Genomic DNA, 26,575 nt, shown 5'->3' with positions numbered 1-26,575 from the left:
GTTGTCGCAGGTCCTTGCTCGCTGGCTGCGGGCGAGGGCGTCGCCGGTCGTGGTCGCCGGGCGCAGGTGGCACCTGGCGGCGCGGGCCGCACGTCGCATCACCATGCGCGATGGTGTGGTGGTGGCGGACAGCGCCGGCGACCTTCATGATCGACCGCCGTCCGTCGAGCACGGTCGACCTGAGACACTGGTCCCCGCTCCCAGCGCGGAGCCCCGGTCCGTGTCCGGAAACGGTCCGGGGCACCCGTCCGGTGGCTCCGGTGGCGCCGCCGGAGCCACCGGACGCCTTCCGCCCGAGCCCGGCCTGCGTCGCGCGGAGGCCGACGTGCGTGAGCCCGGCCCGCGCCCCGTGCAGGCCGACACGCGCGAGCCCGAGGACGGTACGGCGTGAGGGTCGCCGAGGCGTGGCGGGTCGCACTGGACGCGTTGCGCGCCAACCGACTGCGCAGCTCGCTCACCATGCTCGGCGTGATCATCGGGGTGGCGTCGGTGGTGCTGCTGGTCGCCATCGGCGCCGGCACCAAGCAGAAGGTGGAGCAGCAGGTCGAAGGGCTCGGCTCCAACCTGCTGCTGATCGTCCCCGGCAAGATCGAGGTGGGCACCGCGCCGGTGGTCTCGCCGTTGACGCTCAAGGACGCGGACGCGGTCTCCCGCGTCGTCGGTGATCCCGAGCGGGTCGCGGTCACCGTCGCCTCGGGGGCGACCGCACGGGCCGGCGCGCGCTCCGACTTCACCACCGTGCAGGGCGTGCTGGAGACCACGCCGACGGTGTTCACCCGGTCGCTGGCCCGGGGGCGCTACCTCACCGGCACGGACGTGGACACCAGCCGACGCGTCTCGGTGCTCGGCGGCTCGGTGGCCCGCGCGTTGTTCCCCGACCGCGATCCCCTCGGTCAGCAGGTGACCCTCGCCGGCGTGCGATTCCGGGTCATCGGCGTGTTCGCGCCCCTCGGGCAGAGTCTCGGCGTCGACCGGGACGACGAGGTGCACGTACCGGTGACCGCCGCGCAGCGCCTCTGGGGCACCCAGCGCGTGGACGGCATCGCGGTCAAGGCGCCCGACCGGGAGCGGATCGACGAGTTGGGCGAGCGCATCGTCGCCGAGCTGAACCGCCGGCACCCGGACACCGAGTTCAGCGCGGTCACGCAGCAGCAGATCCTCGGCGTGCTCGGCGACATCCTCGGTGTGCTCACCGGCGTGCTCGCCGCCATCGCCGGCATCTCGCTACTCGTCGGCGGCGTCGGCGTCTCCAACATCATGCTGGTCAGCGTCCGCGAGCGGACCCGCGAGATCGGGCTGCGCAAGGCGGTCGGCGCGCGACCCCGCGACATCGGCGTGCAGTTCCTGCTGGAGGCGGTGCTGCTGACCACCATCGGCGGGCTGACCGGGATGGCGCTGGGCGTGGGGACCGCCCTGCTGGTGGACGCGCTGTCACCGATCCCCGCGGCGATCACGTGGTGGTCGTTGGCGCTGGCCTTCGGTGTGTCGGCGGCGGTGGGGATCGTCTTCGGAGTGGTCCCCGCGCAGCGCGCCGGCCGGCTCGATCCGGTGGTGGCGCTGCGCGCCGAGTGAGCAACCGGACGGTGGACGCAGTCGGGGAGATAACGGCGGGCCGGATCGGGTGAACCGGCCGCCGAAACATGATCAGTTGTACGAAGGGATCGCGCCGGTCACAGCCGTCCCGCTACCGTACTGGTAACACGCGCGTCGCCGCCCGGCCCGGAGCATCCGTCGGGTTGGCACGCGCCGGGCATGGGATGGGTCGGTGAGCCATGGCCGGGTCGCAGTCCGACGGACGGCTGTCGGAGGTCAAGTTCCTGACCGTCGCGGAGGTGGCGACGGTCATGCGGGTGTCGAAGATGACGGTCTACCGCCTCGTGCACAGCGGTGAGCTCACCGCGGTCCGGGTGGGCCGGTCGTTCCGGGTGCCCGAGCACGCTGTGCACGAATATCTGCGGGGCGCTTTTCAGGAAACCGCCTGAGCCATTGCTCGGCCGATCGGACGCCCGCTAGGCGGCATGGACGGGGGCGCGTTGGTCCTGCTGACGCTCTCCCGCTACCCTGGAGCGCGACCGAGACCCCACCGGTGCGCCCCGCCGCCCAGACTGGTCCGGTCCGTTGTCCGCATGCGGTCGCCGTCGCCACCTGCGTGGTGTCATCCGGCCCGCCCCGCACGTTGTATCGAAAGGCTGTCGTATGGGCTCGGTGGTCAAGAAGCGCCGTAAGCGCATGGCTAAGAAGAAGCACCGCAAGCTGCTGCGCAAGACCCGCGTCCAGCGTCGCCGTCTCGGCAAGTGACCGTCGCCGGGCTCTGCCCGGCATCAGGCGGCACTTGCCAAACTGTCGACCTCCGGAGGCTCAGGTGATTAGGCCGTGGTCGTCCCGGCTCGATCCAGCCTGTCGGCGTAGGTGCGTCAGATGACCCCCGGTAGCACCACAGGTGCGCCGGGGGTCGTCGTCGTCACCGGGGTCGGGCGTTACCTGGGCGCCCACGTGGCGGCCCGGCTGGCGGCCGACCCGCGCATCGAGCGGGTCATCGGCGTGGACGCGCCGGAGCCAGCCGCCGAGCTCACCGATCTGCTGGATCGGGTCGAGCGGATCAGCGTCGACCCGGGTTCACTCGGTGGGCTCCTCGCCGACCTGGACGTCGACGCGGTGGTCCACCTCGCGTTGGTCAGCTCTCCCGACCCGCAGCACGGTGGCCGGTCGGCCATGAAGGACCAGAACGTCATCGGCACCATGCAGTTGCTCGCCGCCTGCCAACGGGCACCCCGCCTGCGCAAACTCGTGGTCCGGTCGTCGACCGCCGCGTACGGGGTGTCGTTCCGCGATCCGGCGGTGTTCACCGAGGAGACCGAGCCGCGCGAGGTGCCGCGCGGCGGGTTCGGCCGCGACATCCTCGACGTCGAGGGGTACGTCCGTGGTTTCCGCCGCCGGCGGGCCGACGTGACCGCGACGGTGCTGCGCTTCGCCCCGTTCATCGGTTCGACCGCCGACACGACCCTGACGCGCTACTTCGCGCAGCCGTTCGTGCCGACCGTCTTCGGCCGCGATCCCCGCCTGCAGTTCCTGCACTTCGACGACGCGCTGGAGGTGCTGCACCGGTCGATCGTCCAGGACCATCCGGGCACCTACAACGTCGCCGGCCCGGGTGTGCTGTCGCTCTCCCAGGCGATCCGGCGGGCCGGCCGGGTGGCCGTGCCGGTACTCGAACCGGGTCTCTCCGGCGCCGCGGCGCTGGCCCGCACCATGGGGGTCGGCCGCTACGGCCTGGACCAGGTCGATCTCTTCGTGCACGGCCGGGTCGTCGACACCACGCGTCTCGAGCAGGAGTACGGCTTCACCCCCCGCTCCACGGCCGAGGCGTTCGAGGACTTCATCCGCGCCCACCACGGCGGGGCGGTGCTCAGCCGAGGTCAGTTGGCCGCAGCCGAGCAGTTGGTGCTGGACGGCATCCGACAGGTCCGTGCCGCGGTGCGGGAGCGGACGTCGTGACCGGCCAGGGGCACGATCCGCAGGGGATGGGGCGTTTCGACGTACCGCCGGTTCCGCCCGTGCCGGACGCGGAGCCGGCGCGGCGCAACGGCCATCGCCCGGCGGCCCGCCTCGCGCCGGCCGCGACGCCTGTCGACGAGGTCGACATACCCGCCGACGAGCCGACGGGTACGGCCACCGACGAGGTCGACACCACGACGACCGACGAGACGGCGAGCGGGCACGGCGGCACCGGGCCGGCCGTGGCGGACCGGCCGGGGGACCAGTGGGACCGCCGGGTCGCCAACGGGTTGGCGTTCCTGCGCCGACGGTTGGCCGGGGACTACGAGGTCGACGAGTTCGGCTTCGACCCGGAGCTGACCGACGCGGTCTTCCACCCGCTGCTGCGGCTGCTCTACCGGGACTGGTTCCGGACCGAGGTCAGCGGGGTGGAGAACGTACCCGTCGAGGGGCCCGCCCTGGTGGTCGGCAACCATTCGGGCACCGTGGCGCTGGACGCGTTGATCCTGTCGGCGGCCCTGCACGACAAGCACCCGGCGCACCGCTACCTGCGCCTGCTCGGCGCCGACCTGGTCTTCCGGATGCCGGTGGTGTCGGAGATCGCCCGCAAGACCGGCGGCACGGTGGCCTGCAACCCGGACGCCGAGCGGCTGCTCGGCGGTGGCGACCTGGTGGGTGTGTTCCCCGAGGGGTTCAAGGGCATCGGCAAGCTCTACGCCGAACGGTACAAGCTGCAACGGTTCGGCCGGGGCGGCTTCGTGTCGGCGGCGCTGCGTACCGGCACCCCGATCGTTCCGGTCGCCATCGTCGGGGGCGAGGAGATCTACCCGATGCTCGCCGACATCAAGCCCCTCGCGCGACTGCTCAAGCTGCCGTACTTCCCGGTCACGCCGACCTTTCCGTGGCTCGGGCCGCTGGGCATGGTGCCGCTGCCCAGCAAGTGGCTGATCGAGTTCTGCCCGCCGATACCCACCGCCCACCTGACCGACTCGGCGGACGACCCGTTGGTCGTCTTCAACCTCGCCGACCAGGTGCGGGAGACCATCCAGCAGACCCTGCACACGCTGCTGGAACGGCGACCCGACCCGTTCGGCCCCTGAGTCAGCCGGCGCGGCGGCGACGCTGGAGTGCGAGGCCGGCGGTGACCGCGCCGGCGACGAGACCGGCCGCGGCCGTCGACGGTACGGCGATCTTGACTGCCCGTCGGCCGGTGCGGAAGTCCCGGACCTCCCAGCCCTGCTGGCGCGCCTGCCGCAGCAGGGCGCCGTCCGGGTTCACCGCCACTGCCCGGCCCACGGTGGAGAGCAGCGGCAGGTCGTTCGCCGAGTCGCTGTACGCCGCGCAGCGGCTCAGGTCCAGCCCCTCCACGGCGGCGAGCAGGGTGACCGCCTCGGCCTTCGCCGGCCCGTGCATGAGGTCACCCACCAACCGCCCGGTGTACGCCCCGGCGCGCACCTCGGCCACCGTGCCGATCGCACCCGTCAGGCCGAGCCGGTCGGCGATCACCCGACCGATCTCCACGGGAGCGGCGCTGACCAGCCACACGCGCTGGCCGACGTCCAGGTGTCCCTGGGCGAGCTGCCGGGTGCCGGCCCAGATCCGGGGCGCCATCAGCTCGTCGAAGATCTCCTCCGAGAGGCGCTCCACGTCGTCCACCCGCCACCCCTCGACGAAGGCCAGCGCGGCGTCCTTCGCCTGGGACATGTCACCCGCGTGCTCGCGGGCGAGCAGCCGGAACCGGAGCTGCTGCCAGGCGAAGCGGGCCAGGTCGGCGGTCGTGAAGTAGTTCCGGGCGGCGAGGCCCCGGGCGAACCAGTAGATCGACGCGCCCTGCATCATCGTGTTGTCGACGTCGAAGAAGGCTGCGGCGGTCGGGTCCGGTGCGGGCGGGGTAACCGACGCCAGTTCGGTCTCCGCCCATCCGGCGGTGTGCCCCCGGGAGTCGGTGCTGGCCGTCACCTTGCGGCTGCGCGCCACGCGACTTCCCCTCCTTCCGCAGCTACGACGCTGCCTCCAGCGAGGGTAGCCGGAGCCCACGGTCGACCGGCCGGGCACAGGAAACTGCGCCGTAGCCGGTCGGTCGTGCGGTCTCGCGTGGCAGTCGGCGTGCGCGTCTTCGCCGTGCGGGTCAGCGTGCGCGGGGTCGCCTGGCGGTCAGCGTGCGCCGGGGCAGGTGCTCGGCGTGGGCCCGAGCGTGTCGCTGCCGGTCGGTGCCGGCAGGCCGCACGCGATGGCGGCGCGTACGGAGTCCGAGCGTTCCCGGATGCTGTCCAGCAGGGCCAGCGACCGCCGGGTCCGTTCCCGTTCGGCCCGTCCTGCGCCGTCGAGCAGGTTGCTCACCGCCCGGCGCTGACTGGCGACGAACGTGTTGACGGTGTCCAGACTGGCGGGCTCGCCCCGCTGCACGGCGGCGGCGGTGAGCAGGCGAATGCCCTGGCGGGTGTCGGCGTCCATGTCGTCGAGGACGGCGCTGTAGCCGATGCGGTCACCGCGCAGCTCGGCGGCCTCGCCGAGCCGGGTCCGGGCGAAGTCCAGAAAGAGCTGGCCACGGCTGATGTCCGAGCTGGCCAGGGCGAGCTGGGCCCGCTCGGTGGACCTCTTCATACCGTAGAGCGCATCGCCGGGGACGGCGTCCTCGCTGGCGGCGGAGATGCCGGAGACGGCGATGGCGCCGGCTGCGATGCCGACCAGGATCGCTCCCCGGGCCCGGGCCCGTCGGGCGGTGACCGCCGGCAGCAGCGAACCACGGCTCGTGGCCGCGGGACGCGGGGCGGCCGGCTCGGCGGTCGCCGGGGTGGTGCCGATTCCCTCGCGCTCGGCGGTGGCGAGCAGCATCGCTCGCAGGCCGGTGCGGAAGTCGGGATCCACCTCGACCGTGGGGGGATCGACGCCGAGTCGCTGGCCCACCGCGACGAGCGGCGCCAGTTGGTTGTCCACTCGGGACCGCACGTGGTGTCGCCGGCCGCCGTTGGCCTCGTCGAGAAGTTGCGCGAAGCGCTTGGCACGCCGGCGGGAGAAGAGGTTGTTGTCCACCGCAGGCACCTCCTCTCGCTGGTCACGGCCGGTCGGCCGCCGTCGTTTCCAGCGACCGGGCGGCGTTGTGACACCACGGAGGTGAGGCGCCGTCCGGCGTGCCGGACGGACCTCGGTGCCCCGGGCCTGCCGGGACATCCACCGGTCGCACCCGGAGAAACGCGGCGGACCGGGCACGGGTTACGGGCCGGGCGGGGCGGAAATCACAGAAAGTGATCGTCGTCACCGGGTGAGAGCCGCCCTGAGCTGCGCATACATGATCGCGCTGGCCTGGCCCGTCAGCGATTCACGGCTGGAAGCCGTCGGGCAGCAGCCGTGCCAGCGCCCGAACGGCCCGATATTGCAGAGCCTTGATGGCACCCTCGTTCTTGCCCATGGCCCGGGCCGTCTCGGCCACCGAGAAGCCCTGCAGGAACCGGAGCACGATGCACTCCTGCTGCTCCGGGTTGAGCTGCTTGACGGCGGTGAGCAGGGCGACGTTGGTGATGTGTTCGACCACTGCGGCTTCCGGGCTGCCCTCGGGCCCCCGATCCTCACGGTCGGCGTCGAGCACGTCCCCGGTGGTGACCTCCAGCCGGTACCGGCCGGACTTGAAGTGGTCCGCGACCAGGTTGCGGGCGATGGTCACCAGCCAGGCGCCGAGATCGCGGCCCTGCCAGGTGAAGCTGCCGATCCGCTTGAGGGCGCGCAGGAACGTGTCCGACGTCAGATCCTCGGCGAGTTGGCGGTTGCCGACCCGGAAGTAGACGAACCGGAAGACGGTGTCCACGTACCGGTCGTAGATGAGACCGAACGCCTCGGACTCGCCGGCCTGCGCCCGCTCGATCAGCGTCCAGACCTCGGTGGCCGGGTCGGACGGGTCCGGGCGGCTCGGGAAGCCGGTCGGGGTGGTCGAGGTGGCGGCCGGAACCGCCGGGATCACCGCCGTCTCGCCCGTCGCCGGGTCGGTGGCCGCCGCCGGCGCGTCGCCGGCCCGACGACCCTGGGAGGGCATCATGGGTCGGGCCGGTGTGGCGACACGCCCACCCGCCGGCATCGCGTTGCCACCGGGCACCGCCGGTCTCGGCGGAGGCTCGTTGGTGTGCGGGCGGTTCCGGGTCCGCTGGGCAGGGCCCTCGCCGCGCATCGCGGCGTGCGGGTCGCTCAGTGGCGCGCGGGTCGCCGGGCGTTCGTTCACCTGCGAGCGGGGCGTCTGACCGGTTAGGCCGACGGGGCGTTCCGCGTATCCGAAGGTGGTCACCGCGCCGCCCCCGTCCCGGTGGTCGCCGGACGGGCTGGTTTGTGGGTCGGTGCGGACCGACCGGGCAACCGGTCGGGCAGGACTGTTCCGGGGTGTGCCGACGGGCGGCAGTTCCCCTTGAGGTGCTGGTCCAATGCGCTCACAGGCACGGGGGCCTCCTCGGGCTGAGGGGTTGTCGACTCACGGCAAATGGGGTGAGCCGACCCGAGTGATAATAGGGCCAACGTCACCCGCGCGTGGCAAGTCCGTTACACAGGGCGGAAGTATTTCCCGCCGTGTCGCACCGGTGGCGGACCGGTTGTCCGTCGTGTGCGTTTGACTTTCGGCCGACCCGGTGTTCCAGGATGGATCCCCAGGTCGGAGGGCAGTTCGACCAATCGGCTGAGGGGTGCCCACCGCCCGCTGGGCCGGACGGGCCGAACCGCCTGCCAGACGCTCCACTCGTCCCGTCAGCCGGACTGGACTGGAGCATCGGCGGCACGACGGGTGTCCCGTTGACGGGACGCCGGACGGTCCGGCGCACGCCACCGTCGGACGTGGCCAGTCGACCGCCGCTGTGCCAGACTCGACCACCGTGCAGGACTCCCCGGCAGACTCGCCGCCGAACCTCGCCGACCGGGTTCGCCGGGCGGCTCTCCACCACGGTGACCGGCCCGCGCTGCACTGGCGGGACCAGCGCGTCAGCTGGTCCGAACTGGACACCGCCGTGACCGCCGCCGCATACGGTCTGGCCGCCGCCGTGCCGCCCACCGAACCGGACGACACACCGCCCCGAGTCGCGATCGCACTGCCCAACACCCCCGATTTCGTGATCGGCTGGCTCGGCGCGCTGCGGGCCGGGCTGGTCCCGGTTCCGGTCAACCCCGGCTTCACCGCCCCGGAGCTGCGGCACGTGCTGGCCGACTCCGGCGCGTCGCTGCTGATCGGCACCGAGCGGGTCCGCGGCCTCGTCGCCGAGGTGGCCGCCGACCTGCCCGCGCTCGCCGCCGTGCACGCCACGCCGCCGACCGCCGCGCAGCCCGAACCGCGTCCCCGCCCACGCAGAGGTGGCGACGACCTCGCCGTACTGCTCTACACGTCCGGCACCGAGGGCCGCCCGAAGGGCGCGATGCTCTCCCACCGCGCGCTGCTGGCCAACCACGACCAGGTGGACGCGATCGAGCCCCCGGTGGTCGGCCCGGACGACACGGTGCTGCTGGCCCTGCCGCTGTTCCACGCGTACGGGCTCAACTCCGGGCTCGGCGCGGTCGTCCACCACGGCGCCGCCGGTGTACTGCTCGACGATCCGGACCCGACCGCGGCGCTCGCCGAGATCGCCCGACACCGGGTCAGCGTGCTGGTCGGCGTACCGTCGATGTTCCTCGCCTGGGCCGGCGCCGACGCGGTCCGCGCGGCGACCGCGTCGGTGCGGGTGGCCGTGTGTGGCGCGGCGCCGCTGGAACCCGCGGTCGCGGCGCGCTTCACCGCGGCGGCCGGCCACCCGGTGCACGTCGGCTACGGCCTCACCGAGACCGCGCCCGTGCTCACCTCCACCCTGGTCGGTCCGACGGCCAAGGCCGGCTCGATCGGCCGGCCGCTGCCCGGCATCCAGCTGCGCCTGGTCTGGCCGGACTCCGAGGTCCTGTGGCGCGACGGGCAGGCGGTCCCCGACGACGACACGGACGAGCTGGACATCTCCGACATCGCACCGGGCGCCGACCCGGGGCAGATCGTCGTACGCGGCCCCAACCTCTTCGACGGCTACTGGCCGGACGGCCGCGACGGTCCGGACGCCGACGGCTGGTGGGGCACCGGCGACATCGCGTACGCCGACGCCGACGGCGACCTCTTCCTCGTCGACCGGCTCGGCGAGCTGATCCTGGTGAACGGGTTCAACGTCTATCCGCACGAGGTCGAGCTGGTGCTCGCCGGGCACCCCGGGGTGGCCGAGTCGGCGGTACTGGGTGTGCCGCACCCGCGAACCGGCGAGACTGTGCGGGCGTACGTGGTGCCGGCGCCGGGGCGGCCGGTCAGCGGCGAGGAGTTGCTCGCACACTGCGCACGGAACCTGGCCCGGTTCAAGTGCCCGACCGCCGTCGAGTTCGTCGACGCACTGCCCCACTCGGCGATCGGCAAGGTACGAAAGCCCCAGCTCCGGTCGGCGACCCCGACCGGGCCGCCCGCACCCGCCGACGACGCCCGCCCGGAGGTACCCGATGGCCACTGACGCCCGGCTCGCCCTGATCACCCGACCCGGCTGCCACCTGTGCGACGACGCCAAGGCAGCGCTCGACCGGGTGGTGGCGGTCACCGGTGACAAGTGGGTCGAGTGGGACGTCACCGGCGACGAGGAGCTGGAACGGGAGTACGGGGACCGGCTGCCGGTGGTGATGCTCGACGGCAAGGAGCACGGTTACTGGCGGGTCGAGGAGGAACGGCTGCTGCGGGACCTGACCACACCGCAGCTCTGAGGTGCCCACCGTGCACACGTACGGGTTGACCGGCCACTTCACCCGGGTCGACGGGCTGCGGGCCACGGTCGTGAGGACGGCCAGCACCCGCCGGTGCTGCTCGGTGTCCGGCGGGAGGGTGAGCTTGGTGAAGATGTTGCGCACGTGCTTCTCCACCGCGCCGTCGCTGACCACCAGGGCTCGCGCGATGGCCGTGTTCGACCGACCCTCGGCCATCAGCGCGAGCACCTCCCGCTCGCGCGGCGTCAACTCGCGCAGCGGGTCGTCGCGGCGGCGTCGGGCGAAGAGTTGGCCGACCACCTCCGGGTCGAGCACCGTGCCGCCGGCCGCCACCCGGCGCAGCGCGTCCAGGAACTCGTCGATCGCCGCCACCCGGTCCTTCAGCAGGTAGCCGATCCCGCCGCCGCCGGCGCCGCCGGTGGTGGCGAGCAGATCATCGGCGTACGACACCTCGACGTACTGGGAGAGCACCAGGATCGGGGTACGTGGCACCAGTTGGCGCGCCTGCACCGCCGCCCGCAGCCCCTCGTCGGTGTGGGTCGGCGGCATCCGCACGTCGACGATCGACGCGTCGGGTCGGTGCTCGACCACCGCCTCGACGAGTGTGTCGCCATCTCCGACGGCGGCCACCACCTGGTGCCCACTCTCGGTCAGCAGCCGTACCAGCCCCTCCCGGAGCAGGACGGCGTCGTCGGCGATCACGATGCGCATGGGTGTGGTGTCTACCACGTCGGGGCCGCCTTCCGGGGGTTCACAGCGGCAGTTCGGCCCGGATCTCGGTGGGGCCGCCGTTCGGGCTGATCACGGCCAGTTCACCGCCGGCCGCCCGGACCCGGTCGGCGATGCCGGCCAGCCCGTGGCCCTTGGCCAGGTGCGCGCCGCCCTGCCCGTCGTCGCCCACCCGCACCTGGAGGTGGGTGCCCTGGCGGGCCACGGCGACCATGGCCTCGGTGGCCCGACTGTGCTTGGCGATGTTGGTCAGCGCCTCGGCCACCACGAAGTACGCGGTGTTCTCCACCGCCGGGTCGAGTCGGCCGTCCCGCGTACCCAGTTGCTGGTCGACCTGGAGCTCGATGGGGATGAGCCCGCGGCCGGCGAGCGCGGCCAGTGCGCTGGGCAGACCTCGGTCGACCAGGATCGGTGGGGCGATGCCCCGGGACAGTGCCCGCAGTTCGGCAAGCGTCTCCCGGGTCTGGGTCACCTCCTCGTCGAGGGTCCGTCCGGCCTCCTCCGGGTCGGAGGCGAGCTGCATCCGGGCCCGGCTGAGGTCCATCGCGAGCCGGACCAGGCGCTGCTGCGGGCCGTCGTGGATGTCGCGTTCCAGCCGGCGCAGCGCGGACGCCTCGGCGGACACCGCGGCCCGCTTCTGCTCCTCGAGCACGGTGATCCGATCCCGCATCTCGGCTACACCGGTCAGCAGGGCCCGGGCGAAGCTGGCCTGGAGCAGCGCACAGCCCCGAGCCACGATTGGCAGGGTGATCAGGAAAAACACCCCGATTGCGGTGTTCAGCCCGATCCGGGCGGTGGTCGAGTCGCCCAGGCCGAGGAGTTGCGCCAGGTCCTGGTCGCCCTCGGTCGGGCGGGGCAGGGCCCAGTCGTACGCCCAGTAGAGGGAGTTGGCGATCGCGACGACCTACCAGCCGACGGTGACCACGAAGGTGGCCAGCGCCACGATCAACCGCAGGAGTCCGTGCGCCAGGTCGAGCCAGGACTGCGCGTCGCGCATCGGCAGGAAGATCCGCCGCCAGGCGCTCGCGCCCGCCTCCGGCAGCCGGTAGCGGGGTCGGATCCGGGGCTGCCGGAGCACGGCGGGCAGCCGCAGGCGCTCGATGTCGGCCAGCCCGCGCGCGGCGTACAGGGTGCCGCTGAGGATCGGCAGGCCGATCACGGTGACCATCAGGCCGATGCCCGCCGAGAGGCCGGCAATGAGGACGACGAAGCTGGCCACGCCCAGTGGCAGGCCGAGCAGCACGTACCCGGAGTCGACGAAGAGTTGGCGGGGAATACTCCGTGCCAGCGGCTGGCGATCGCTGGTGGCGGCTACGGCGGTCATGGCTCAAAGGCTAGGCAGCCCTCGATCGGCACCCCGATCCCGAAGCCCGGTCTCTCCCCGGTAGTGCTGCCCCCACCCCACCCGTTCTCCCCGCGCACCCCCACCTCACTCCGCTCCCCGCCCCACCCCCCTCTCCGCGCCGATCTCGCAATTGCTGTTGAGGATTTGCCCTGGCGTGCGCGTTATGCGGCGACAGGCGTTATGCGGCGACAGAATGTGCAAAATCGCGGGGTGGGGCGGGCCGGGTGAGGGCGCGGGATTGGTCAGAGAAGTCGGGATTGAGCAATAATCGCGCGGGCGGTGAGTGCTCAATCAATCTTGTGGAATGGGGTGGCAGGTGGGGTCGTGTCCCGGAGCGGCAAGATCGCGATTTGTGCACGTCTTCACAAGCGCCTACTCTGTGAGTCCGACGCGCCCTGCTAGCACAGCCGGCAATCTCGGTCGCCAGCGGGAGTCCATAAGCGGCCGACCAGCAGAGTTGGCCGAGGATCGCACCGCACGGAGTCTCATGAGTCAGCACCGTCAGTCAGGTGCGCCCGGCCGCGCCGGTGGCGTACCGGCGCTCCCGGATCTTCCCGAGGCGACCGTCGCTCGGCTCCCGGAATACCTGCGCGCGCTGCACAACCTCGCCGACGCCGGGCACGAGACGATCTCCAGTGAGGGTCTTTCGGCGGCTGCCGGGGTCAATTCCGCCAAGCTCCGCAAAGACCTCTCCCACCTCGGCTCGTACGGCACCCGGGGCGTCGGCTACGACGTCGCGTTGCTGATCGAGCAGATCGAGTATGTGCTCGGGCTCACTCAGCGTCGCGCGGTGGCCCTGGTCGGCGTGGGTAATCTCGGTCACGCTCTGGCCGGCTACGACGGGTTCGCCAGCCGGGGCTTCCGGATCGCCGCACTGCTCGACGCCGATCCCTCCCGGGTCGGTGAAGAGATCAACGGCCTGGTTGTCCGGCATGTCGACGAGCTGCCGGCGGTCGCCGCGGAGGAGTCCATCGCTATCGGCGTGATCGCCACCCCGGCCCCCGCCGCCCAGCGGGTCGCCGATCAGCTGGTCGCGGTCGGCGTGACGAGCATCCTCAACTTCGCGCCCTGCGTACTCTCTGTTCCGGAGGGGGTCGACGTGCGCAAGGTCGACCTCGCCATCGAGCTGCAAATTTTGTCCTTCCACGAGCACCGTAAGGCGTCGCTGACTGCGCTGCCCGCCACCGGCGGGTCCGCTCTCACCGCCCTGCCCGGCGGGCTCGCGGCCACCGACACCCAGGAGGCGATCGGCACGTGAAACTGCTCGTCGTCGGTGCGTCCTACCGGACCGCCCCGGTCGCCACGCTGGAGCAGCTGGCCGTGCCCCCCGCCGACCTCACCCGCACCCTGGACCGCCTGGTCGCCCAGCCGTACGTGAGCGAGGCGGCACTCGTCTCCACCTGCAACCGGGTGGAGGTGTACGCCGCCGTGTCCGGTTTCCACGGTGGGCTCGGCGACATCTGCGCCGTACTGGCCGAGGAGGCCGGCAGCACGCCAGCGGCCCTCGCCCACCACCTGTACGTCCACTACGACACCGCCGCCGTGGACCACGTCTTCCGCGTCGCCACCGGGCTGGACTCCATGGTCGTGGGCGAGGCGCAGATCCTCGGCCAGCTGCGTGACGCGTACCACTGGGCCGCCGGCGCCGACTCTGCCGGCCGTCTGCTGCACGAGCTGATGCAGCAGGCGCTGCGCGTCGGCAAGCGGGCCCACGCCGAGACCAGCATCGACCGGGCCGGCCAGAGCGTGGTGACCACCGCGCTGGAGCTGGCGGCCGGGCACCTCGACGGCGACCTCGCCGGCCACCCGGCCCTGGTGATCGGGGCCGGCGCGATGGGTTCGCTCGGGGTGGCCACGCTGTCCCGGCTGGGGGCGGGGCCGCTCACGGTCACCAACCGGGGCGCCGACCGGGCCGTCCGGCTCGCCGAGTCGTACGGGGCGAGTGCCGCGCCGATGACCGAGCTGGCCGCCACGCTTTCCACAGTGGACATCGTAGTGGCCGCCACCGCGTCCACCGAACCGGTCCTCACCCGGGCGGTGGTCACCGCCGCGCTCGCCGATCGTGACCCGGCCCGGGGCCCGCTGGTCCTGCTCGATCTGGCCGTTCCGCGCGACGTCGAGGAGGGCGTCGCCGACCTGCCCGGCGTCGAGGTGATCGACATCGACCGGATGGCGGCGCTGCTCGCCGACGGCCCGGCCGCGGCGGACGCCGCCGCCGTCGAACGGATCGTGCTCGGCGAGGTGGAGGGCTTCCTCACCTGGCTGCGCGGCGCCGACGTGGCACCCACCGTGGCGGCGCTGCGGGGTCGCGCCGACGACGTCGTCGCCGCCGAGCTGCGCCGCCTGGCCCAGCGCCGCCCCGACCTCGGCGACGACCTGCGCGCCGAGGTGGCCCGTACGGTGCACCGGGTGGTGCAGCGGCTGCTGCACCAGCCCACCGTCAAGGTCCGCCAGCTCGCCGCCGAGCCCGGTGGTGACCAGTACGCGGCCCTGCTGCGTGAGCTGTTCGACCTTGAGGTGCCGCAGACCTCGCCGGTCGACACCGTCCCGGACGTGCTGACCCCCGACCTCGGCATGACGCTCCCGGACGCCGCCCCGGTGTCCGGAACCGACGCCGCCGAACCGACCCCACCCACCGGAGGTGCGCGTTGACCGCCCCCCTGCGCCTCGGCACCCGGGGCAGCACCCTGGCCATGGCCCAGTCCGGCCACGTCGCCGAGGCGGTGACCGCCGCCACCGGCCGCCCGGTCGAGCTGGTCGAGGTGGTCACCGCGGGCGACCGCTCCAACGCGCCGGTGCACCGGCTCGGCGTCGGAGTGTTCGTCTCCGCGCTGCGCGACGCGCTGACCGCCGGGACGATCGACTTCGCGGTGCACTCGTACAAGGACCTGCCCACGGCCGCCGCAGGCGGGCTGCACATCGCGGCGGTGCCGGCGCGGCAGGACCCACGGGACGCGCTGGTCGCCCGCAGCGGCTGGACGCTCGCCGAGCTGCCGCCCGGCGCCACGGTGGGCACCGGCGCGCTGCGCCGTATCGCCCAGTTGCAGGCGCTCGGCCTGCAACTGGAGGTCACCCCGATCCGCGGCAACATCGACACCCGCCTGGCGCGGGTGCTCGGCCCCGACGCCGACCTCGACGCCGTCGTCCTGGCTCGGGCCGGGCTGGCCCGGATCGGTCGGGTCGACGTGATCACCGAGACGCTGGACCCGATGCTGATGCTGCCCGCGCCCGCCCAGGGCGCGCTGGCCGTGGAGTGCCGGGCCGACGCCCAGGACCTGGTCGAGCTGCTCGGAACGCTCGACCACGCACCGTCGCGCGCTGCGGTCACCGCGGAACGCGCGTTGCTGGCAACCCTGGAGGCCGGGTGCAGCGCACCCGTCGCCGCCTACGCCGAGCTCGCCGAAGGCGAGACCGGTGATGAGATCTACCTGCGCGGGGCGGTGATCAGTCCGGACGGCACTCGTGACCTCCGGCTGTCCCGCACCGGAACGCCCGCCGACGCGGCGGAGATCGGTAAGGCACTCGCCGCCGAACTCCTCGAACTCGGCGCCGACTCGATCCTCGGCCACGAAGGACACACCGGCCCGGGGACCCAGCAATTTGGGAGCACAGAATGACCCGCACCCGTAAGCCCGTCGGCCGTATCGCGTTCGTCGGGGCGGGCCCCGGCGACCCAGGTCTGCTGACCCGCCGGGCGCACGACGCCCTGGTCGACGCCGACCAGGTGATCTACGACCGGGGAGTCCCGGAGTCGCTGCTCGCCGCCGTCCGCGCCGAGGCCAGAGACGACGCCGAGTTCACCCCGGCCGAAGGTGCGCCGGGGGACGTGGCGAAGGTGTTGATCTCCGCGGCCCGATCCGGGCTGAACGCGGTGCACCTGGTCGCCGGCGACCCGTTCGGCCACGACTCGGTGGTCAAGGAGGTGCAGGCCGTCGCCCGTACCGCCGCCCACTTCGAGGTCGTGCCCGGCGTCGGCCAGGCCGAGGGCGTGGCCACCTACGCGGGGGTTCCGCTGCCGGGCGTACGTACCGCCGCCGACGTCGAGGACGTCAGCGCGCTGGACTTCGAGGCGCTGGCCGCCGCCGTCGGCCGGGGTTCGCTCGCGCTCGCGGTGGACGCAGGTGACCTCGCCGCCGTCCGGGACGGGCTGCTGGCTGCCGGCGTCGACGGCACCACCGGCGTCGGGGTGACCGGGGACGGCACCGGCGAGACCCAGTACACGACCACGTCGACCGTGGACAGCTTCGTGGCCGCCGCGCTCGGCTTCACCGGCCGGGTGGTGCTCACCGTCGGGGTCGGGGTCGGACAGCGCGACAAGCTGAGCTGGTGGGAGAACCGCCCGCTGTACGGCTGGAAGGTGCTGGTACCCCGTACCAAGGAGCAGGCCGGCGCGATGAGTGCACGGCTGCGGGCGTACGGGGCGATCCCGTGCGAGGTGCCGACCATCGCGGTCGAGCCGCCGCGCACCCCGGCCCAGATGGAGCGGGCGGTCAAGGGCCTGGTCGACGGCCGGTACGCCTGGGTGATCTTCACCTCGGTCAACGCCGTACGCGCGGTCTGGGAGAAGTTCGCCGAGCACGGCCTGGACGCCCGGCACTTCGGCGGGGTCAAGATCGCCTGCATCGGCGAGGCGACCGCGGACGCGGTCCGCGCGTTCGGCATCCAGCCCGAGCTGCTCCCCGCCGGGGAACAGTCCTCGGAAGGGCTGCTGGCCGAGTTCTCGCCACATGACGAGATCCTCGACCCGGTCGGCCGGGTGCTGCTGCCGCGTGCCGACATCGCCACGGAGACGCTCGCCGCCGGGCTCACCGAGCGCGGCTGGGAGGTCGACGACGTGACCGCGTACCGGACGGTGCGGGCGGCGCCGCCGCCGGCCGAGATCCGGGACGCGATCAAGTCGGGCGGGTTCGACGCGGTGCTCTTCACGTCTTCGTCGACCGTGCGGAACCTCGTCGGTATCGCGGGGAAGCCGCACGCGCGCACGGTTGTTGCCGTGATTGGGCCCAAGACGGCGGAGACCGCGACGGAGTTCGGCCTTCGGGTCGACGTCCAGCCCCCGCACGCCTCGGTGCCCGACCTGGTGGAGGCGCTGGCCGCCTACGCCGTCGAGCTGCGCGAGAAGCTGGCCGCCATGCCGGCCAAGCAGCGTCGTGGCTCGAAGGTGCAGGGGCCGACCGCTCTGCGCTTCCGGTAGTCGTCGTCAGGAGGACCCTTCCATGTCGTACCCCGAGATCCGGCCTCGCCGCCTGCGCCGCACCCCGGCGATCCGCCGGCTGGTGTCCGAGACCCGGGTCGACCCGGCCGAGCTGATCGTGCCGATGTTCGTCAAGGAAGGGTTGACCGAGCCACGGGCCATCGCGTCGCTCCCGGGGGTGCTTCAGCACTCCCGGGACTCGCTGCGCAAGGCGGCTGCCGAGGCCGTGCAGGCCGGCGTCGGCGGGATCATGCTCTTCGGGGTCCCCGAACGGCGTGACCCGACCGGGTCCGGCGGCATCGACCCGAACGGCATCCTGAACGTCGCCATCCGCGACGTGGTGGCCGAGGTCGGCGACGCCACCGTCGTGATGAGTGACCTGTGCCTGGACGAGTTCACCTCGCATGGGCACTGCGGGGTGCTCGCCCCCGACGGCGACGTGGACAACGACGCCACCCTGGCCGCCTACGCCGAGATGGCGGTGGCGCAGGCCGCCGCCGGGGTCGACGTGGTCGGGCCGTCCGGGATGATGGACGGCCAGGTCGGCGTGGTACGCCGGGCGCTCGACGCCGCCGGGTACCAGGACGTGGCCGTGCTGGCGTACGCGGTGAAGTACGCGTCCGCCTTCTACGGCCCGTTCCGGGACGCCGTGGAGTCGTCGCTTGAGGGTGACCGGCGCTCCTACCAGCAGGACCCGGCCAACCTGCGCGAGTCGCTGCGCGAGGTGGCGCTCGACGTCGCCGAGGGCGCCGACATGGTGATGGTCAAGCCGGCGCTGCCCTACCTCGACGTGGTGTCGGCGGTCCGGGCCGCGGTGGACGTCCCGGTCGCCGCCTACCAGGTCTCCGGCGAGTACGCGACTGTCGAGGCCGCCGCCGCGAACGGCTGGATCGACCGGGAACGGGTGATGATGGAGACCCTCACCTCGATCAAGCGGGCCGGCGCGCAGATCATCCTCACCTACTGGGCGGTCGAGGCCGCCGGTCTGCTCCGCCAGCGTTACTGAACGCCTGCTCGGTGCTGCTGGGCTCTATCTGTCGGGGTGGACCAGGACGGGCGGATCATCCAACCGATGGCCGACCGGGACGACGACCACGACGGTGCCGGCCGCCGCTACCCCGCACACCTCGACACGATCCTCGATCCTGATCCAGGGGAGTGGTGGGGGGACATCTACGGGCTGGCGCGACCACCGGAGACATACCACCGCAGTTCGGCCGACCGCGAGGCGCGACGCCGGCGCAGCCAGTGGGAGGTGCGGGTCGCGCAGTATCGGCATCTGCCCCTCGAAGCTGTACGAGTAGGCCGAGGCCGGCACGTCCGCGACCAGGGTGTCCCACAGGTTGTGCAGGCCAGCCTCGTACAGCGGGGCGAGCTGGTCCGACGGCGTCGGCTGCGCGCCGGTGGCGATGGGATCGTCCGGCCGAGGGAAGACGTGCTGGTCGTGCCCGTGCCCCACTCGGTGCCCGGGTCGACGCCCACCTGGCCGATCGAGTCGAGCACGGTGGCGCCGCGGCGGAGCACGACGCGTCGTCGCCGTTGAACAGGCTCGCCCCGGTGGTCTGGTCGGCCTGGGCGAGGATGGCCGCTCCGGCCGAGGCGCTGGCGAACACGAAGGCGTCCCCGGCGGCGACGGTCCCCGTCAGCGCGATCGTGGTCGCCGTGGTGGAGCCGTTGAAATGGGTGGACGGGGTAAACGCACGTTAAGGTGCCCTGCTGTCCACCGTCCATCCCCTAGTGGACACTGTCGTGAAATTCCTCAGCGTGGCGGATCGAGGCGGTGCACCAGCTCAGCGACGTCGACGCTGTATTCGCACCAGTCCCGGTCGGGCCGGTAGCCCAGCTCCGCGTTTACCTTGAGCATCGCCTCGTTGGCCTGCGCGTTCCAGGTCTGCACCTCGACCAGCTTCGGCTCGGCGGAGCGCAGCTCCAGCAGCATCCGCGCCTTGATCGCCCGGTCGATCCCGTAACCGCGGTGGTCCTGCCCGACGATCGTGTCGTACTGGTCGGCGCGGGTCGGGTGCTGTGCCGGAACCACGACCTCGGTCAGACCGGCCACCTCACCACTCTGCTCGTGCCGGGCCAACACGATGTACGGCTTCATGCCGCGCCGGTGCAGGGTATCGAGGCTGTCCCGTAGGCGCTCCGGGTCGTAGGAGCTGGGACGTAGCTCGCCGTCGTCGACGTCGCGCACCTCGGCCTTGGCCCGCGCGTACGACTCGATCAGGTCGTCCGGTGGCCCGCCCGGGTAGAACCCCAGGTGGTAGCCCGCACCGATCCCGGTGGCCATCTCGGTCAACTCGACCCAGTCCACCGAGGTCAGGTCGAGCACGCTGCGCGTCTCCACGTACTCCCGGGTGAAGCCGAGCGCCTCGTAGAAGGCCACCGCCGGCGTGTCGCCGACCACCTCGACCCCGATCGACCGGAAGCCCTCCTGGTAGACCCGGCGGGCCGCGCGCAGGACCAGGTCACGGCCGAGGCCGCTGCGTCGCGCCGAGGGGTGCACCAGCACCTCGAGCACCCCGATGTCACCGAGCAGGAGCACGTGGACCTGCCCGAGGACGGCACCGACCTCACCTGCGGCGCTCGGCTCGGCCTGGGCGAGCCAGGAGATCCGCCGCTCACCGGGCATCACCTCGGCCAGATACTCCCGCAGGGAGGTCTCCCGCCACGGCGGGTCCTGCGGCAGATCGGCCGCCAGCACCGCGTTCAGAGTGGTCAACAGCGACGCGATCTCGGCTGAGGACGCGGTCCTGGGGTCCCACTCGCGCACCATCACCTGTCTAGCTTGCCGCTAACGGCTGCCCGGGGGAAGTGCCTAGTCCTCCAATGTACGCGGACGATCACATTACCGGCGGCTGGCCCGTCCGTACCGGTCAGCGGTGGTGTAGACGGCCTGGGCATACCGCCGCACGTCGTTGTACGACAGGATCGCGTTCCACCAGTCGCCGGGGATGCTGAGGTTGCGGCCGCCCTTGCAGAGGTAGTTGCCGGCTGCCAGCGCGGCGTCGTCCAGGTCGTGCGGGTCCTTGACCCCGTCCCGGTCGGCGTCGGCGCCGATCTCCTGCCAGGTGGTCGGGATGAACTGCATCGGCCCGATCGCCCGGTCGTAGGTGCTGTCGTTGTCGAGCGACCCGTGGTCGGTGTCGATGATCCGCATCCGGCCACCCGTACCGTCCAGCGGCAGCCCGATGATCTGGGGCAGGGCCTTGCCGTCAGGCCCCAACCGCGCACCGTTGGCCGAGCCGTGCCCGGACTCGATCTGGCCGATCGCGGCCAACGTCGTCCAGCTCAACGCGCAGCTACGGTTGGTCTGGGCGAGCACCAGCTCCGCGTACCCGTACGCCTGCATGGCGGCCGGGGGGATGCCGGCCTGGGCACCGACCTGCTGCGCCCAACCGGCCAGGGCGTCCGACGGACGACCGCCGACCGTGGGCCCGACGGCCGGCCCGGTCGGCATGCCGCCGGTCGGGAACGCCCCGGTGGGCAGCGCGCCCGTCGGTACCGCGCCTGTCGGCACCGCTCCGCTGGGCAGCGGGCCGGTCGGCCGTGGGTCGAGCGGCAGCGCCGGCGGCACGGCCACGGTCGGCGCGGCCGAGGCGTCGACGGCCACCGGTTCAGAACCGCGGATGGTCGCCGGGACGAGCAGCGCTCCCGCCGCGGCGGTCGCGGTGACCAGGGCCAGCAGGAAGACTCCGGGGACGGTGAGGCGACCACTGGGACGGCGGGACCACGCCCGGGTCGCCCGGGCGGCGCTCACCGCGGCCTGGCGTGGCGGTGGCAGACGCACGGCGTGCGCGAACGGCACGCGCCGCCGCCGGCCGGGCGGGACCGCCGGTACGACGGCGACGCCGTCCACCTTGGTCGCCGTCAGCTCGGTGGCGGTGGCACCCGCCGTGGCTGTGCCGTCGCCGGTCTTGGCGGTGTCCGCAATGGGGTCGGCCGCCGTGGCGGCGTCGGCTGCCGCCGGGGTCGTGGTCTTCGGGTCGGTCGTGCCGCTGCGCAGCCAGGGCCGGCGCGGGCGAGGCACGGCCGCGGGCGCCGGATCCGGCGCGGCGCCCGACTCCGCCAGCGGCCCGTCCAGCGGCGCGGCCGGTCGAAGCGGTTGCACACGCGTCTTGTCCTCGCCGTCCACCACCCGTCGAGTATCACTCATGTCCCGGCGGGCGTCAGGTCCACGTACCCTGCTTGCATGCCCCGGTACGAGTTCCGTTGCCGCGCCTGCGGCGACACTTTCGAGGTCAACCGTCCGATGGCGGAGGCCGGAGCGCCGGCCACCTGCCCGCACGGCCATGCCGACACGGTCAAGTTGCTCTCGGCGGTGTCGGTCACCGGTCGCGGCACCAGCACCGGCACCGCGCAGGCGTCCGGCGGTGGTGGCGGCTGCTGTGGTGGCGCCTGCGGCTGCTAACCCGGCGGTTTCGGCGGCAGACTCGTGAACCGGCCTTGCCGGGACCGGGTTCGAGTGGCACCTTGAGGCGGCACGTGCCCGGCCGTTCTCACGATGCGTGACCGCTCGGACTCAGGCAGCATGAACCCGACGTCACGGGCGGAGGTTCCACGCATGTCGCCACGGATCCAGCTCCCGAGCGGTTGGGTGACCTTCGTGTTCACCGACATCGAGGGCTCGACCCGGCTGGCCCAGCTTCTCGGCGCGGACTACCGCCCGGTGCTCGCCGAGCATCGGCGGTTGCTGCGTCGCACGCTGGCTGCCACCGGTGGTGCCGAACTGTTGACCGAGGGCGACTCGTTCTTCCTGGCCTTCGACGACGCGGCGGCGGCGCTGACGTCCTGCCTGACCGCCCAGCGGGCCCTGGCGAACCACGACTGGCCGACCGAGGAGGCCGCACCCCGGGTGCGGATGGGTCTGCACACCGGCTACGCCGAGCCCCGCGACGGGGAGTACGCCAGCCCCGAGGTGCACCGGGCCGCCCGGGTGGCCGCGGCCGCACACGGCGGCCAGGTGCTCTGTTCGGCGTCGACGGCCCGCCGGGCCGACCCGCTGCCACCGGGCGCCACCCTGCTGGACCTGGGCCTGCACCGGTTGCGTGGCTTCGATGACCGGGAGCGGCTGTTCCAACTCGTCGCTCCCGGCCTGGAGCGGCAGTTCCCTCGCCCGCGTACCGCGGAGGCGGTGGCGCACAACCTGCCCACCCAGGTGACCTCGTTCGTCGGTCGGCAGGTCGAGCGCGCCGAGCTGAGTCGGCTGGTCGAACGGCACCGGCTGGTGACGGTGCTGGGCGCGGGCGGCGCGGGTAAGACCCGACTCGCCGTGGAGCTGGCCGCCGGAGTTGTCGAGGCGTACCCCGATGGGGTCTGGTTTGTCGACATCGCAGCGGTGACCGACCCGGGGTTGGTGGCGTTCGCCATCGCCGCGGTGCTCGGGCTGCGGCCCGAGCCGGGCCGCCCGATGCTGGACACGCTCGTCGAGTACGCGGCCGCTCGCCGGATGCTGGTCGTGCTGGACACCTGCGACACGCAACCGGCGGCCTGCGGCGAGGTCATCTCACGGCTGCTCTCCGGCGGGGGCGGCGTGCGGGTGCTGGCGACCAGCCGCGAGTCGTTCAGCCTGCCCGGCGAGGTGGTGTGGCGAATTCCGCCGCTCTCGGTCGACCCGGGTGCCGACGGCGCGGAGAGTGACGCGGTGGCACTGCTGCTGGACCGCACAACGGCGGCCCGTGGCGGCAGGCAGCCGGAGCCGGCCGAGTCGGCCGATCTGCGCCGGGTCGTGCGGCGGTTGGACGGGCTGCCACTCGCCATCGAGTTGGCGGCCGCCCGGCTGCGGGTGCTCTCCGTGGGTCAGCTCGCCGAGCGGCTGGACGACGTCCTCGGCACTCTGGACGCCGGACGGGAGGACCCGGAGCCACCACCGGTGGAGCGGGGCTGGTCCGGCAACCAACAGGACACCGTGGACCTGGTGGCCGCGGCGATCGGTACGCCGCCGCCCACCCCGGCGAGCAGGGCCGTGCAGCGGTCAGCCACCGAACGGCACCTGACCATGCAGGCCACCGTGACCTGGTCGTACCGGACGTTGGGGCCGCGGGCCGGGCGGCTGTTGCGCTGGATGGCCGTCTTCGCCGGCCCGGTGGACCTGCCGACGGTGGAGTGGCTGCTGGGCGACGACCCGCTGGATCCCCTGTCGGTGCTGGTGGACAAGTCGATGGTGTTGGCCGAGCCGCGTGCCGCTGGCAGCTCGTACCGGATGCTCGACCCGATCCGGGCGTACGCGGCGCGGCGGCTGGCCGAGGCGGGTGAGGAGCAGGCCGCCCGGGACCGGCACGTGGCGTGGTCGGCGCACGCGTTGGAGCGGGCCCACCTCGGCCCGGACGGGCGACCGGTGACGCTGTCGCTCTACACCCTCGATCCGCTGGCCGACGAGCTGCGGGCCGCGCTGCGATGGTGTGCCACCGGCGGCAGCGCCCGCGCCGGTCTTCGTCTGGCGGGCGGGCTGGACCAGTGGTGGCGCGAGCGCGGGCTGGCGCGGGAGGGCCGGCTCTGGCTGTTCCGGCTGTACGGGCGGATCGCCGAGACCGGCGAGCGGATTCCGGACGCGGAGCTGGCGGCGGCGTACCACATGCACTCGCTGCACGCCGGCGCCGACGGCGAGTTCGCCGAGGAACTGCGCTACTCGCAGCGGGCGGAGGCCGCCGCCCGGCAGGCCGGTGACGCGGGTCTGCTGGCCCGGGTACTCGCCGGCCGGGCCGCGCCGCTTGTGGACATGGGCCAGTTCTTCGAGGCCGAGCGGGTCTGTCGGGAGGTCATCGACTGGGCGCACGGGCAGGACGTCGTCGGCGAGGCGCTGTTCGCGGTGTTCAGCCTGGCCGAGCTGCTTTGGCGGCGGGGCGCGCTGGAGGAGGCGGCGGATCTGTTGGGAGCGGCGCGTCCGGTGGAGGCCGCCCGTCCGGTCGAGCGGGGCCGGCGTTCGGTGGACATGCTGCTCGGGATGGTCGCGCTGGCCCGGGGTGACGTGATCGCCGCGCACGAGCACCTGCTGGTGGCGCTGCGCTCGCGGATGGGGCACGGCTACCACGGCCGGGCCTGCGACACCCTGAGCGCCATTGCCGTGCGGTGCGCGTCCGGCGGGGACCGGTTGACGGCCGCGCGGCTGTTCGGCGCGGCGCAGGCCACCCGGGCGAGCATGCGGGCGACGCCGGGGATCTACGGCGGCTACTGGGCTGACCAGCAGGCGGAGCTGCGTTCGATGATGGGCGATGTGGTGTTCGACGACGCGTACGGGGAGGGCGCCGAGTTGAGCCTGGACGAGGCTGTCGCGCTCGCGCTCGACGTGGAACATCCGGATCTGGCGGCGGACTCGACCCGCTTCAGCACCGACCTGTCCCAACCCACCCCACCCCAACACCCGGCAACCAAAACCGAACACGCCTAGCTAGCCCCCACACCCCCTCCCCCTCCCCGCTTGGCGCTTGGCGATCATGAAGTTATTGCCACGACACGCCGGTGGGCCGGGCAATAACTTCATGATCAACGGGGTGGGTCAGGCGTGGGCGTTTGCCTCGGCCTGGGCCTTCAGCCGGGCGGCTCGGTCGATGTCGGCCTGCTGGACTGCGGCCACCGAGCCGAAGATGTGGACCGCCTGGTAGTACGTCCAGGCCAGGCTGTAGCAGGCCGGGCGGACGACGGCGTTGTACGTGGCGCAGACGCGCTTCAGGTCCTGGTAGAAGGCGCTGTCCAGGCGGTCCTTGTTGGCGGAGAACTGGCCGACCGCCTTGTAGTTGCGGTAGCCGAAGTCGTGCCGGTAGCAGCCCAGGTTGAAGGTGAAGCCCAGCGGGTTGTCCGGGCTGGACGAGCAGTAGTCGGTGGACCAGACGAAGTTGTACTCGGCCCAGGGCGCCCGGTCGACGCGGGCGCTGTTCCAGGAGCTGTAGCTGGACGCGCTGGTTTGGGTCCAGCTCGACAGCACGGACAGTTTCTGTGCGGGGGTGACGGCGGCGGCGGGGGAGGCGATGGCGAGGGTGGCGAGCAGCGCGAGCGCGCCCGAGGCGAACAGGGTGGCGAGACGTCGGGGCACGGTTTACCTCCGCGGGGTATGCGGTGGGACGGAAGTTACCGGCGGGTCACCGGATGTCGACAAGTTTCGATCAGCTGATCAGCCGGCCGGTATGTGCCTCGCCAACTATCGGTGACATGCGTCGAAACAGACGAATGCCCCGGGCGCGCGGACACCCGGGGCATTCGGCGGAGCTGGTCAGCAAAGGAGGAACGCGGGTGGGCTGGCCGGGCTCTCGTTGGCCGTCCGGTCCAGCGCGGTCAGCCGGTACGTGTAGCGCCGGCCGGGCTCGGCCGACGTGTCCGCCCAGGACCGGGTGCCGCCGGAGGTGGCCCGGACGGTGTCGACCAGTCCGGTGGCGTCCGCGGTGGCGCACTGCCCGGGCAGCGTCGTGCCGTCGAACCGGTAGATCGCGTACGACGTGGCCGTGCCGAGCGGGCCCCTGCCGTCGGCGGGCTGACGCCAGGTCAGCCGGACCCCGTCGGCCCCCCCCCCCGGGCGACCCTGGTGACCACCGGGGAAGCCCCGGTTGTACGCCGCGAACGTGGCGTCGTCCGGCACCTGGTGGGTGCCGCTCGGATAGGGGTAGAAGTAGTCGTCGAAGTGGACGCCGTCGATGTCGTACCGCGTGACCGCGTCCATCATCGCGGTCTGGCGAACTCGCGTACCTCGGGGATTCCGGGGTTGTAGTAGAGCCGGCTGCCGGTCACGCCGGCCGGCGGGTAGGCGAAGGTCCAGCGCCGCGACGGCCTGGCACCGCGCCGACGGCGCGGCCGCGATGCGCGGACTGCTCACCACGGGGGTACGCCCCGACGCCGTGTTCTGCTTCAACGACACACTCGCCCTGAGCGCCCTACGTGCCCTGCACGGGGCCGGCCTGCGCGCGCCCGAGGACGTGGCGGTGGTCGGCTTCGACGACATCGAGGACGGCCGGTTCTCGGTCCCCACGCTGAGCACCGTCGCCCCGGACAAGGAGCAGATCGCGCGCGCGAATCGACCAGAGTCCCCTAGACGATCTATTCCAAGGGGTGCGGGGCAGCGAACAAGAGCGAGGGTGTCCATGATCGACGTTGCTGAGCAA

At 72.7% G+C, this 26,575-nt stretch carries 22 protein-coding genes and 4 pseudogenes; 16 read left to right on the top strand and 10 right to left on the bottom strand.

Features of this window, described 5'->3' with window-relative positions:
- The 6 genes and pseudogenes from ACLQ24_RS21090 to ACLQ24_RS21065 form a co-directional block, all read left to right on the top strand.
- Positions 1–391: pseudogene (locus tag ACLQ24_RS21090) on the top strand (hypothetical protein); the annotation flags it as partial.
- Entirely contained in the window at positions 388–1,572 is a 1,185-nt protein-coding gene (locus ACLQ24_RS21085; protein WP_425893426.1) for an ABC transporter permease, read from the top strand. The pseudogene ACLQ24_RS21090 and the gene ACLQ24_RS21085, both read left to right, overlap by 4 nt.
- Positions 1,573–1,772: 200 nt before the next feature.
- On the top strand, positions 1,773–1,982 hold the full coding sequence (locus ACLQ24_RS21080) for a helix-turn-helix domain-containing protein (protein ID WP_007465625.1): 210 nt from the start codon (positions 1,773–1,775) through the stop codon (positions 1,980–1,982).
- Positions 1,983–2,196: 214 nt separating this feature from the next.
- Entirely contained in the window at positions 2,197–2,298 is a 102-nt protein-coding gene (locus ACLQ24_RS21075) for a 30S ribosomal protein bS22 (RefSeq protein WP_007465623.1), read from the top strand.
- Between the two features lie 120 nt (positions 2,299–2,418).
- On the top strand, positions 2,419–3,495 hold the full coding sequence (locus tag ACLQ24_RS21070) for an NAD-dependent epimerase/dehydratase family protein (protein WP_425893425.1): 1,077 nt from the start codon (positions 2,419–2,421) through the stop codon (positions 3,493–3,495).
- Between the two features lie 26 nt (positions 3,496–3,521).
- Positions 3,522–4,595 carry a lysophospholipid acyltransferase family protein gene (locus tag ACLQ24_RS21065; RefSeq protein ID WP_425893430.1) on the top strand — a complete coding sequence of 358 codons (1,074 nt, stop codon included), beginning with the start codon at positions 3,522–3,524 and terminating at the stop codon, positions 4,593–4,595.
- A gap of 1 nt (position 4,596) precedes the next feature.
- On the opposite strand, the gene ACLQ24_RS21060 is transcribed toward ACLQ24_RS21065, so the two are convergent.
- From ACLQ24_RS21060 to ACLQ24_RS21050, 3 genes are all read right to left on the bottom strand, one after another.
- Positions 4,597–5,472: an HAD family hydrolase gene (locus ACLQ24_RS21060; protein ID WP_425893424.1), complete on the bottom strand. Its 876-nt coding sequence runs from the start codon at positions 5,470–5,472 to the stop codon at positions 4,597–4,599.
- 177 nt (positions 5,473–5,649) lie between these two features.
- The gene (locus ACLQ24_RS21055) at positions 5,650–6,537 is read right to left on the bottom strand and encodes a DUF5667 domain-containing protein (protein ID WP_425893423.1); all 888 of its coding nucleotides are present in this window, start codon (positions 6,535–6,537) and stop codon (positions 5,650–5,652) included.
- A gap of 277 nt (positions 6,538–6,814) precedes the next feature.
- A complete protein-coding gene (locus ACLQ24_RS21050) occupies positions 6,815–7,768 on the bottom strand; it encodes an ECF subfamily RNA polymerase sigma factor, BldN family (protein ID WP_425893422.1) in 954 nt (317 codons plus the stop codon).
- Positions 7,769–8,342: 574 nt separating this feature from the next.
- On the opposite strand from ACLQ24_RS21050, the gene ACLQ24_RS21045 reads away from it, so the two are divergent.
- On the top strand, positions 8,343–9,974 hold the full coding sequence (locus ACLQ24_RS21045; RefSeq protein WP_425893421.1) for an AMP-binding protein: 1,632 nt from the start codon (positions 8,343–8,345) through the stop codon (positions 9,972–9,974).
- Positions 9,964–10,218, top strand: a complete 255-nt coding sequence (locus ACLQ24_RS21040; RefSeq protein ID WP_425893429.1) for a glutaredoxin family protein — start codon at positions 9,964–9,966, stop codon at positions 10,216–10,218. The genes ACLQ24_RS21045 and ACLQ24_RS21040 overlap by 11 nt, the downstream gene beginning before the upstream one ends.
- A 72-nt stretch (positions 10,219–10,290) precedes the next feature.
- On the opposite strand, the pseudogene ACLQ24_RS21035 reads toward ACLQ24_RS21040, so the two are convergent.
- Positions 10,291–10,929: pseudogene (locus ACLQ24_RS21035) on the bottom strand (LuxR C-terminal-related transcriptional regulator); the annotation flags it as partial.
- Positions 10,930–10,969: 40 nt separating this feature from the next.
- A pseudogene (locus ACLQ24_RS21030) lies at positions 10,970–12,271 on the bottom strand (sensor histidine kinase).
- Between the two features lie 508 nt (positions 12,272–12,779).
- On the opposite strand from ACLQ24_RS21030, the gene ACLQ24_RS21025 reads away from it, so the two are divergent.
- From ACLQ24_RS21025 to hemB, 5 genes are read left to right on the top strand one after another with little or no spacing between them, the layout of a single operon-like run.
- The gene (locus ACLQ24_RS21025; protein ID WP_355245007.1) at positions 12,780–13,550 is read left to right on the top strand and encodes a redox-sensing transcriptional repressor Rex; all 771 of its coding nucleotides are present in this window, start codon (positions 12,780–12,782) and stop codon (positions 13,548–13,550) included.
- Positions 13,547–14,944: a glutamyl-tRNA reductase gene (locus ACLQ24_RS21020; protein ID WP_425893420.1), complete on the top strand. Its 1,398-nt coding sequence runs from the start codon at positions 13,547–13,549 to the stop codon at positions 14,942–14,944. The genes ACLQ24_RS21025 and ACLQ24_RS21020 overlap by 4 nt, the downstream gene beginning before the upstream one ends.
- Positions 14,941–15,909, top strand: coding sequence for a hydroxymethylbilane synthase (hemC, locus tag ACLQ24_RS21015; RefSeq protein WP_425893419.1), 969 nt, complete (start codon positions 14,941–14,943; stop codon positions 15,907–15,909). Before ACLQ24_RS21020 ends, hemC begins: the two co-directional genes overlap by 4 nt.
- Positions 15,906–17,486, top strand: coding sequence for a uroporphyrinogen-III synthase (locus ACLQ24_RS21010; protein WP_425893418.1), 1,581 nt, complete (start codon positions 15,906–15,908; stop codon positions 17,484–17,486). The genes hemC and ACLQ24_RS21010 overlap by 4 nt, the downstream gene beginning before the upstream one ends.
- A gap of 22 nt (positions 17,487–17,508) precedes the next feature.
- Positions 17,509–18,492 (top strand): porphobilinogen synthase, encoded by a 984-nt coding sequence (gene hemB, locus ACLQ24_RS21005; RefSeq protein ID WP_425893417.1) that lies wholly within the window; start codon positions 17,509–17,511, stop codon positions 18,490–18,492.
- A 422-nt stretch (positions 18,493–18,914) separates the two neighbouring features.
- Here the strand turns inward: hemB and ACLQ24_RS21000 are convergent.
- The 3 genes and pseudogenes from ACLQ24_RS21000 to ACLQ24_RS20990 form a co-directional block, all read right to left on the bottom strand.
- A pseudogene (locus tag ACLQ24_RS21000) lies at positions 18,915–19,168 on the bottom strand (hypothetical protein); the annotation flags it as partial.
- 77 nt (positions 19,169–19,245) lie between these two features.
- Positions 19,246–20,262: a GNAT family N-acetyltransferase gene (locus ACLQ24_RS20995; protein WP_425893428.1), complete on the bottom strand. Its 1,017-nt coding sequence runs from the start codon at positions 20,260–20,262 to the stop codon at positions 19,246–19,248.
- Positions 20,263–20,334: 72 nt separating this feature from the next.
- Positions 20,335–21,624, bottom strand: a complete 1,290-nt coding sequence (locus ACLQ24_RS20990) for a lytic murein transglycosylase (RefSeq protein ID WP_425893427.1) — start codon at positions 21,622–21,624, stop codon at positions 20,335–20,337.
- A gap of 54 nt (positions 21,625–21,678) precedes the next feature.
- Here ACLQ24_RS20990 and ACLQ24_RS20985 point away from each other — a divergent pair, with 54 nt between their 5' ends.
- Together ACLQ24_RS20985 and ACLQ24_RS20980 are read left to right on the top strand one after the other, a co-directional pair.
- The gene (locus ACLQ24_RS20985; RefSeq protein WP_425893416.1) at positions 21,679–21,897 is read left to right on the top strand and encodes an FmdB family zinc ribbon protein; all 219 of its coding nucleotides are present in this window, start codon (positions 21,679–21,681) and stop codon (positions 21,895–21,897) included.
- Positions 21,898–22,050: 153 nt separating this feature from the next.
- On the top strand, positions 22,051–24,873 hold the full coding sequence (locus ACLQ24_RS20980) for an ATP-binding protein (protein ID WP_425893415.1): 2,823 nt from the start codon (positions 22,051–22,053) through the stop codon (positions 24,871–24,873).
- 108 nt (positions 24,874–24,981) lie between these two features.
- Here ACLQ24_RS20980 and ACLQ24_RS20975 read toward each other — a convergent pair whose 3' ends face one another.
- Together ACLQ24_RS20975 and ACLQ24_RS20970 are read right to left on the bottom strand one after the other, a co-directional pair.
- The gene (locus ACLQ24_RS20975) at positions 24,982–25,515 is read right to left on the bottom strand and encodes a phospholipase (RefSeq protein ID WP_425893414.1); all 534 of its coding nucleotides are present in this window, start codon (positions 25,513–25,515) and stop codon (positions 24,982–24,984) included.
- Positions 25,516–25,692: 177 nt separating this feature from the next.
- Complete coding sequence (locus ACLQ24_RS20970; protein WP_425893413.1) at positions 25,693–26,136, bottom strand: family 10 glycosylhydrolase; 444 nt, start codon at positions 26,134–26,136, stop codon at positions 25,693–25,695.
- Here ACLQ24_RS20970 and ACLQ24_RS20965 point away from each other — a divergent pair.
- Positions 26,111–26,575: substrate-binding domain-containing protein (locus ACLQ24_RS20965; protein WP_425893412.1), on the top strand; the 465-nt coding region annotated here is incomplete at its 3' end. The two genes, ACLQ24_RS20970 and ACLQ24_RS20965, sit on opposite strands and share 26 nt — an antisense overlap.

It is taken from the genome of Micromonospora sp. DT4 (genome assembly GCF_049841675.1).
GTDB lineage: Bacteria > Actinomycetota > Actinomycetes > Mycobacteriales > Micromonosporaceae > Micromonospora.
Note: the sequence above shows the minus strand (reverse complement) of the source record. Positions and strands in the feature narration are given on the sequence as shown.

Coding starts and splice junctions, on each gene's coding strand:
- ACLQ24_RS21080 (WP_007465625.1), top strand. CDS start 1,773: ATGGCCGGGTCGCAGTCCGACGGACGGCTGTCGGAGGTCAAGTTCCTG.
- ACLQ24_RS21075 (WP_007465623.1), top strand. CDS start 2,197: ATGGGCTCGGTGGTCAAGAAGCGCCGTAAGCGCATGGCTAAGAAGAAG.
- ACLQ24_RS21070 (WP_425893425.1), top strand. CDS start 2,419: ATGACCCCCGGTAGCACCACAGGTGCGCCGGGGGTCGTCGTCGTCACC.
- ACLQ24_RS21065 (WP_425893430.1), top strand. CDS start 3,522: ATGGGGCGTTTCGACGTACCGCCGGTTCCGCCCGTGCCGGACGCGGAG.
- ACLQ24_RS21040 (WP_425893429.1), top strand. CDS start 9,964: ATGGCCACTGACGCCCGGCTCGCCCTGATCACCCGACCCGGCTGCCAC.
- ACLQ24_RS21025 (WP_355245007.1), top strand. CDS start 12,780: ATGAGTCAGCACCGTCAGTCAGGTGCGCCCGGCCGCGCCGGTGGCGTA.
- ACLQ24_RS21010 (WP_425893418.1), top strand. CDS start 15,906: ATGACCCGCACCCGTAAGCCCGTCGGCCGTATCGCGTTCGTCGGGGCG.
- hemB (WP_425893417.1), top strand. CDS start 17,509: ATGTCGTACCCCGAGATCCGGCCTCGCCGCCTGCGCCGCACCCCGGCG.
- ACLQ24_RS20995 (WP_425893428.1), bottom strand. CDS start 20,262: ATGGTGCGCGAGTGGGACCCCAGGACCGCGTCCTCAGCCGAGATCGCG.
- ACLQ24_RS20985 (WP_425893416.1), top strand. CDS start 21,679: ATGCCCCGGTACGAGTTCCGTTGCCGCGCCTGCGGCGACACTTTCGAG.
- ACLQ24_RS20980 (WP_425893415.1), top strand. CDS start 22,051: ATGTCGCCACGGATCCAGCTCCCGAGCGGTTGGGTGACCTTCGTGTTC.
- ACLQ24_RS20970 (WP_425893413.1), bottom strand. CDS start 26,136: ATGGACGCGGTCACGCGGTACGACATCGACGGCGTCCACTTCGACGAC.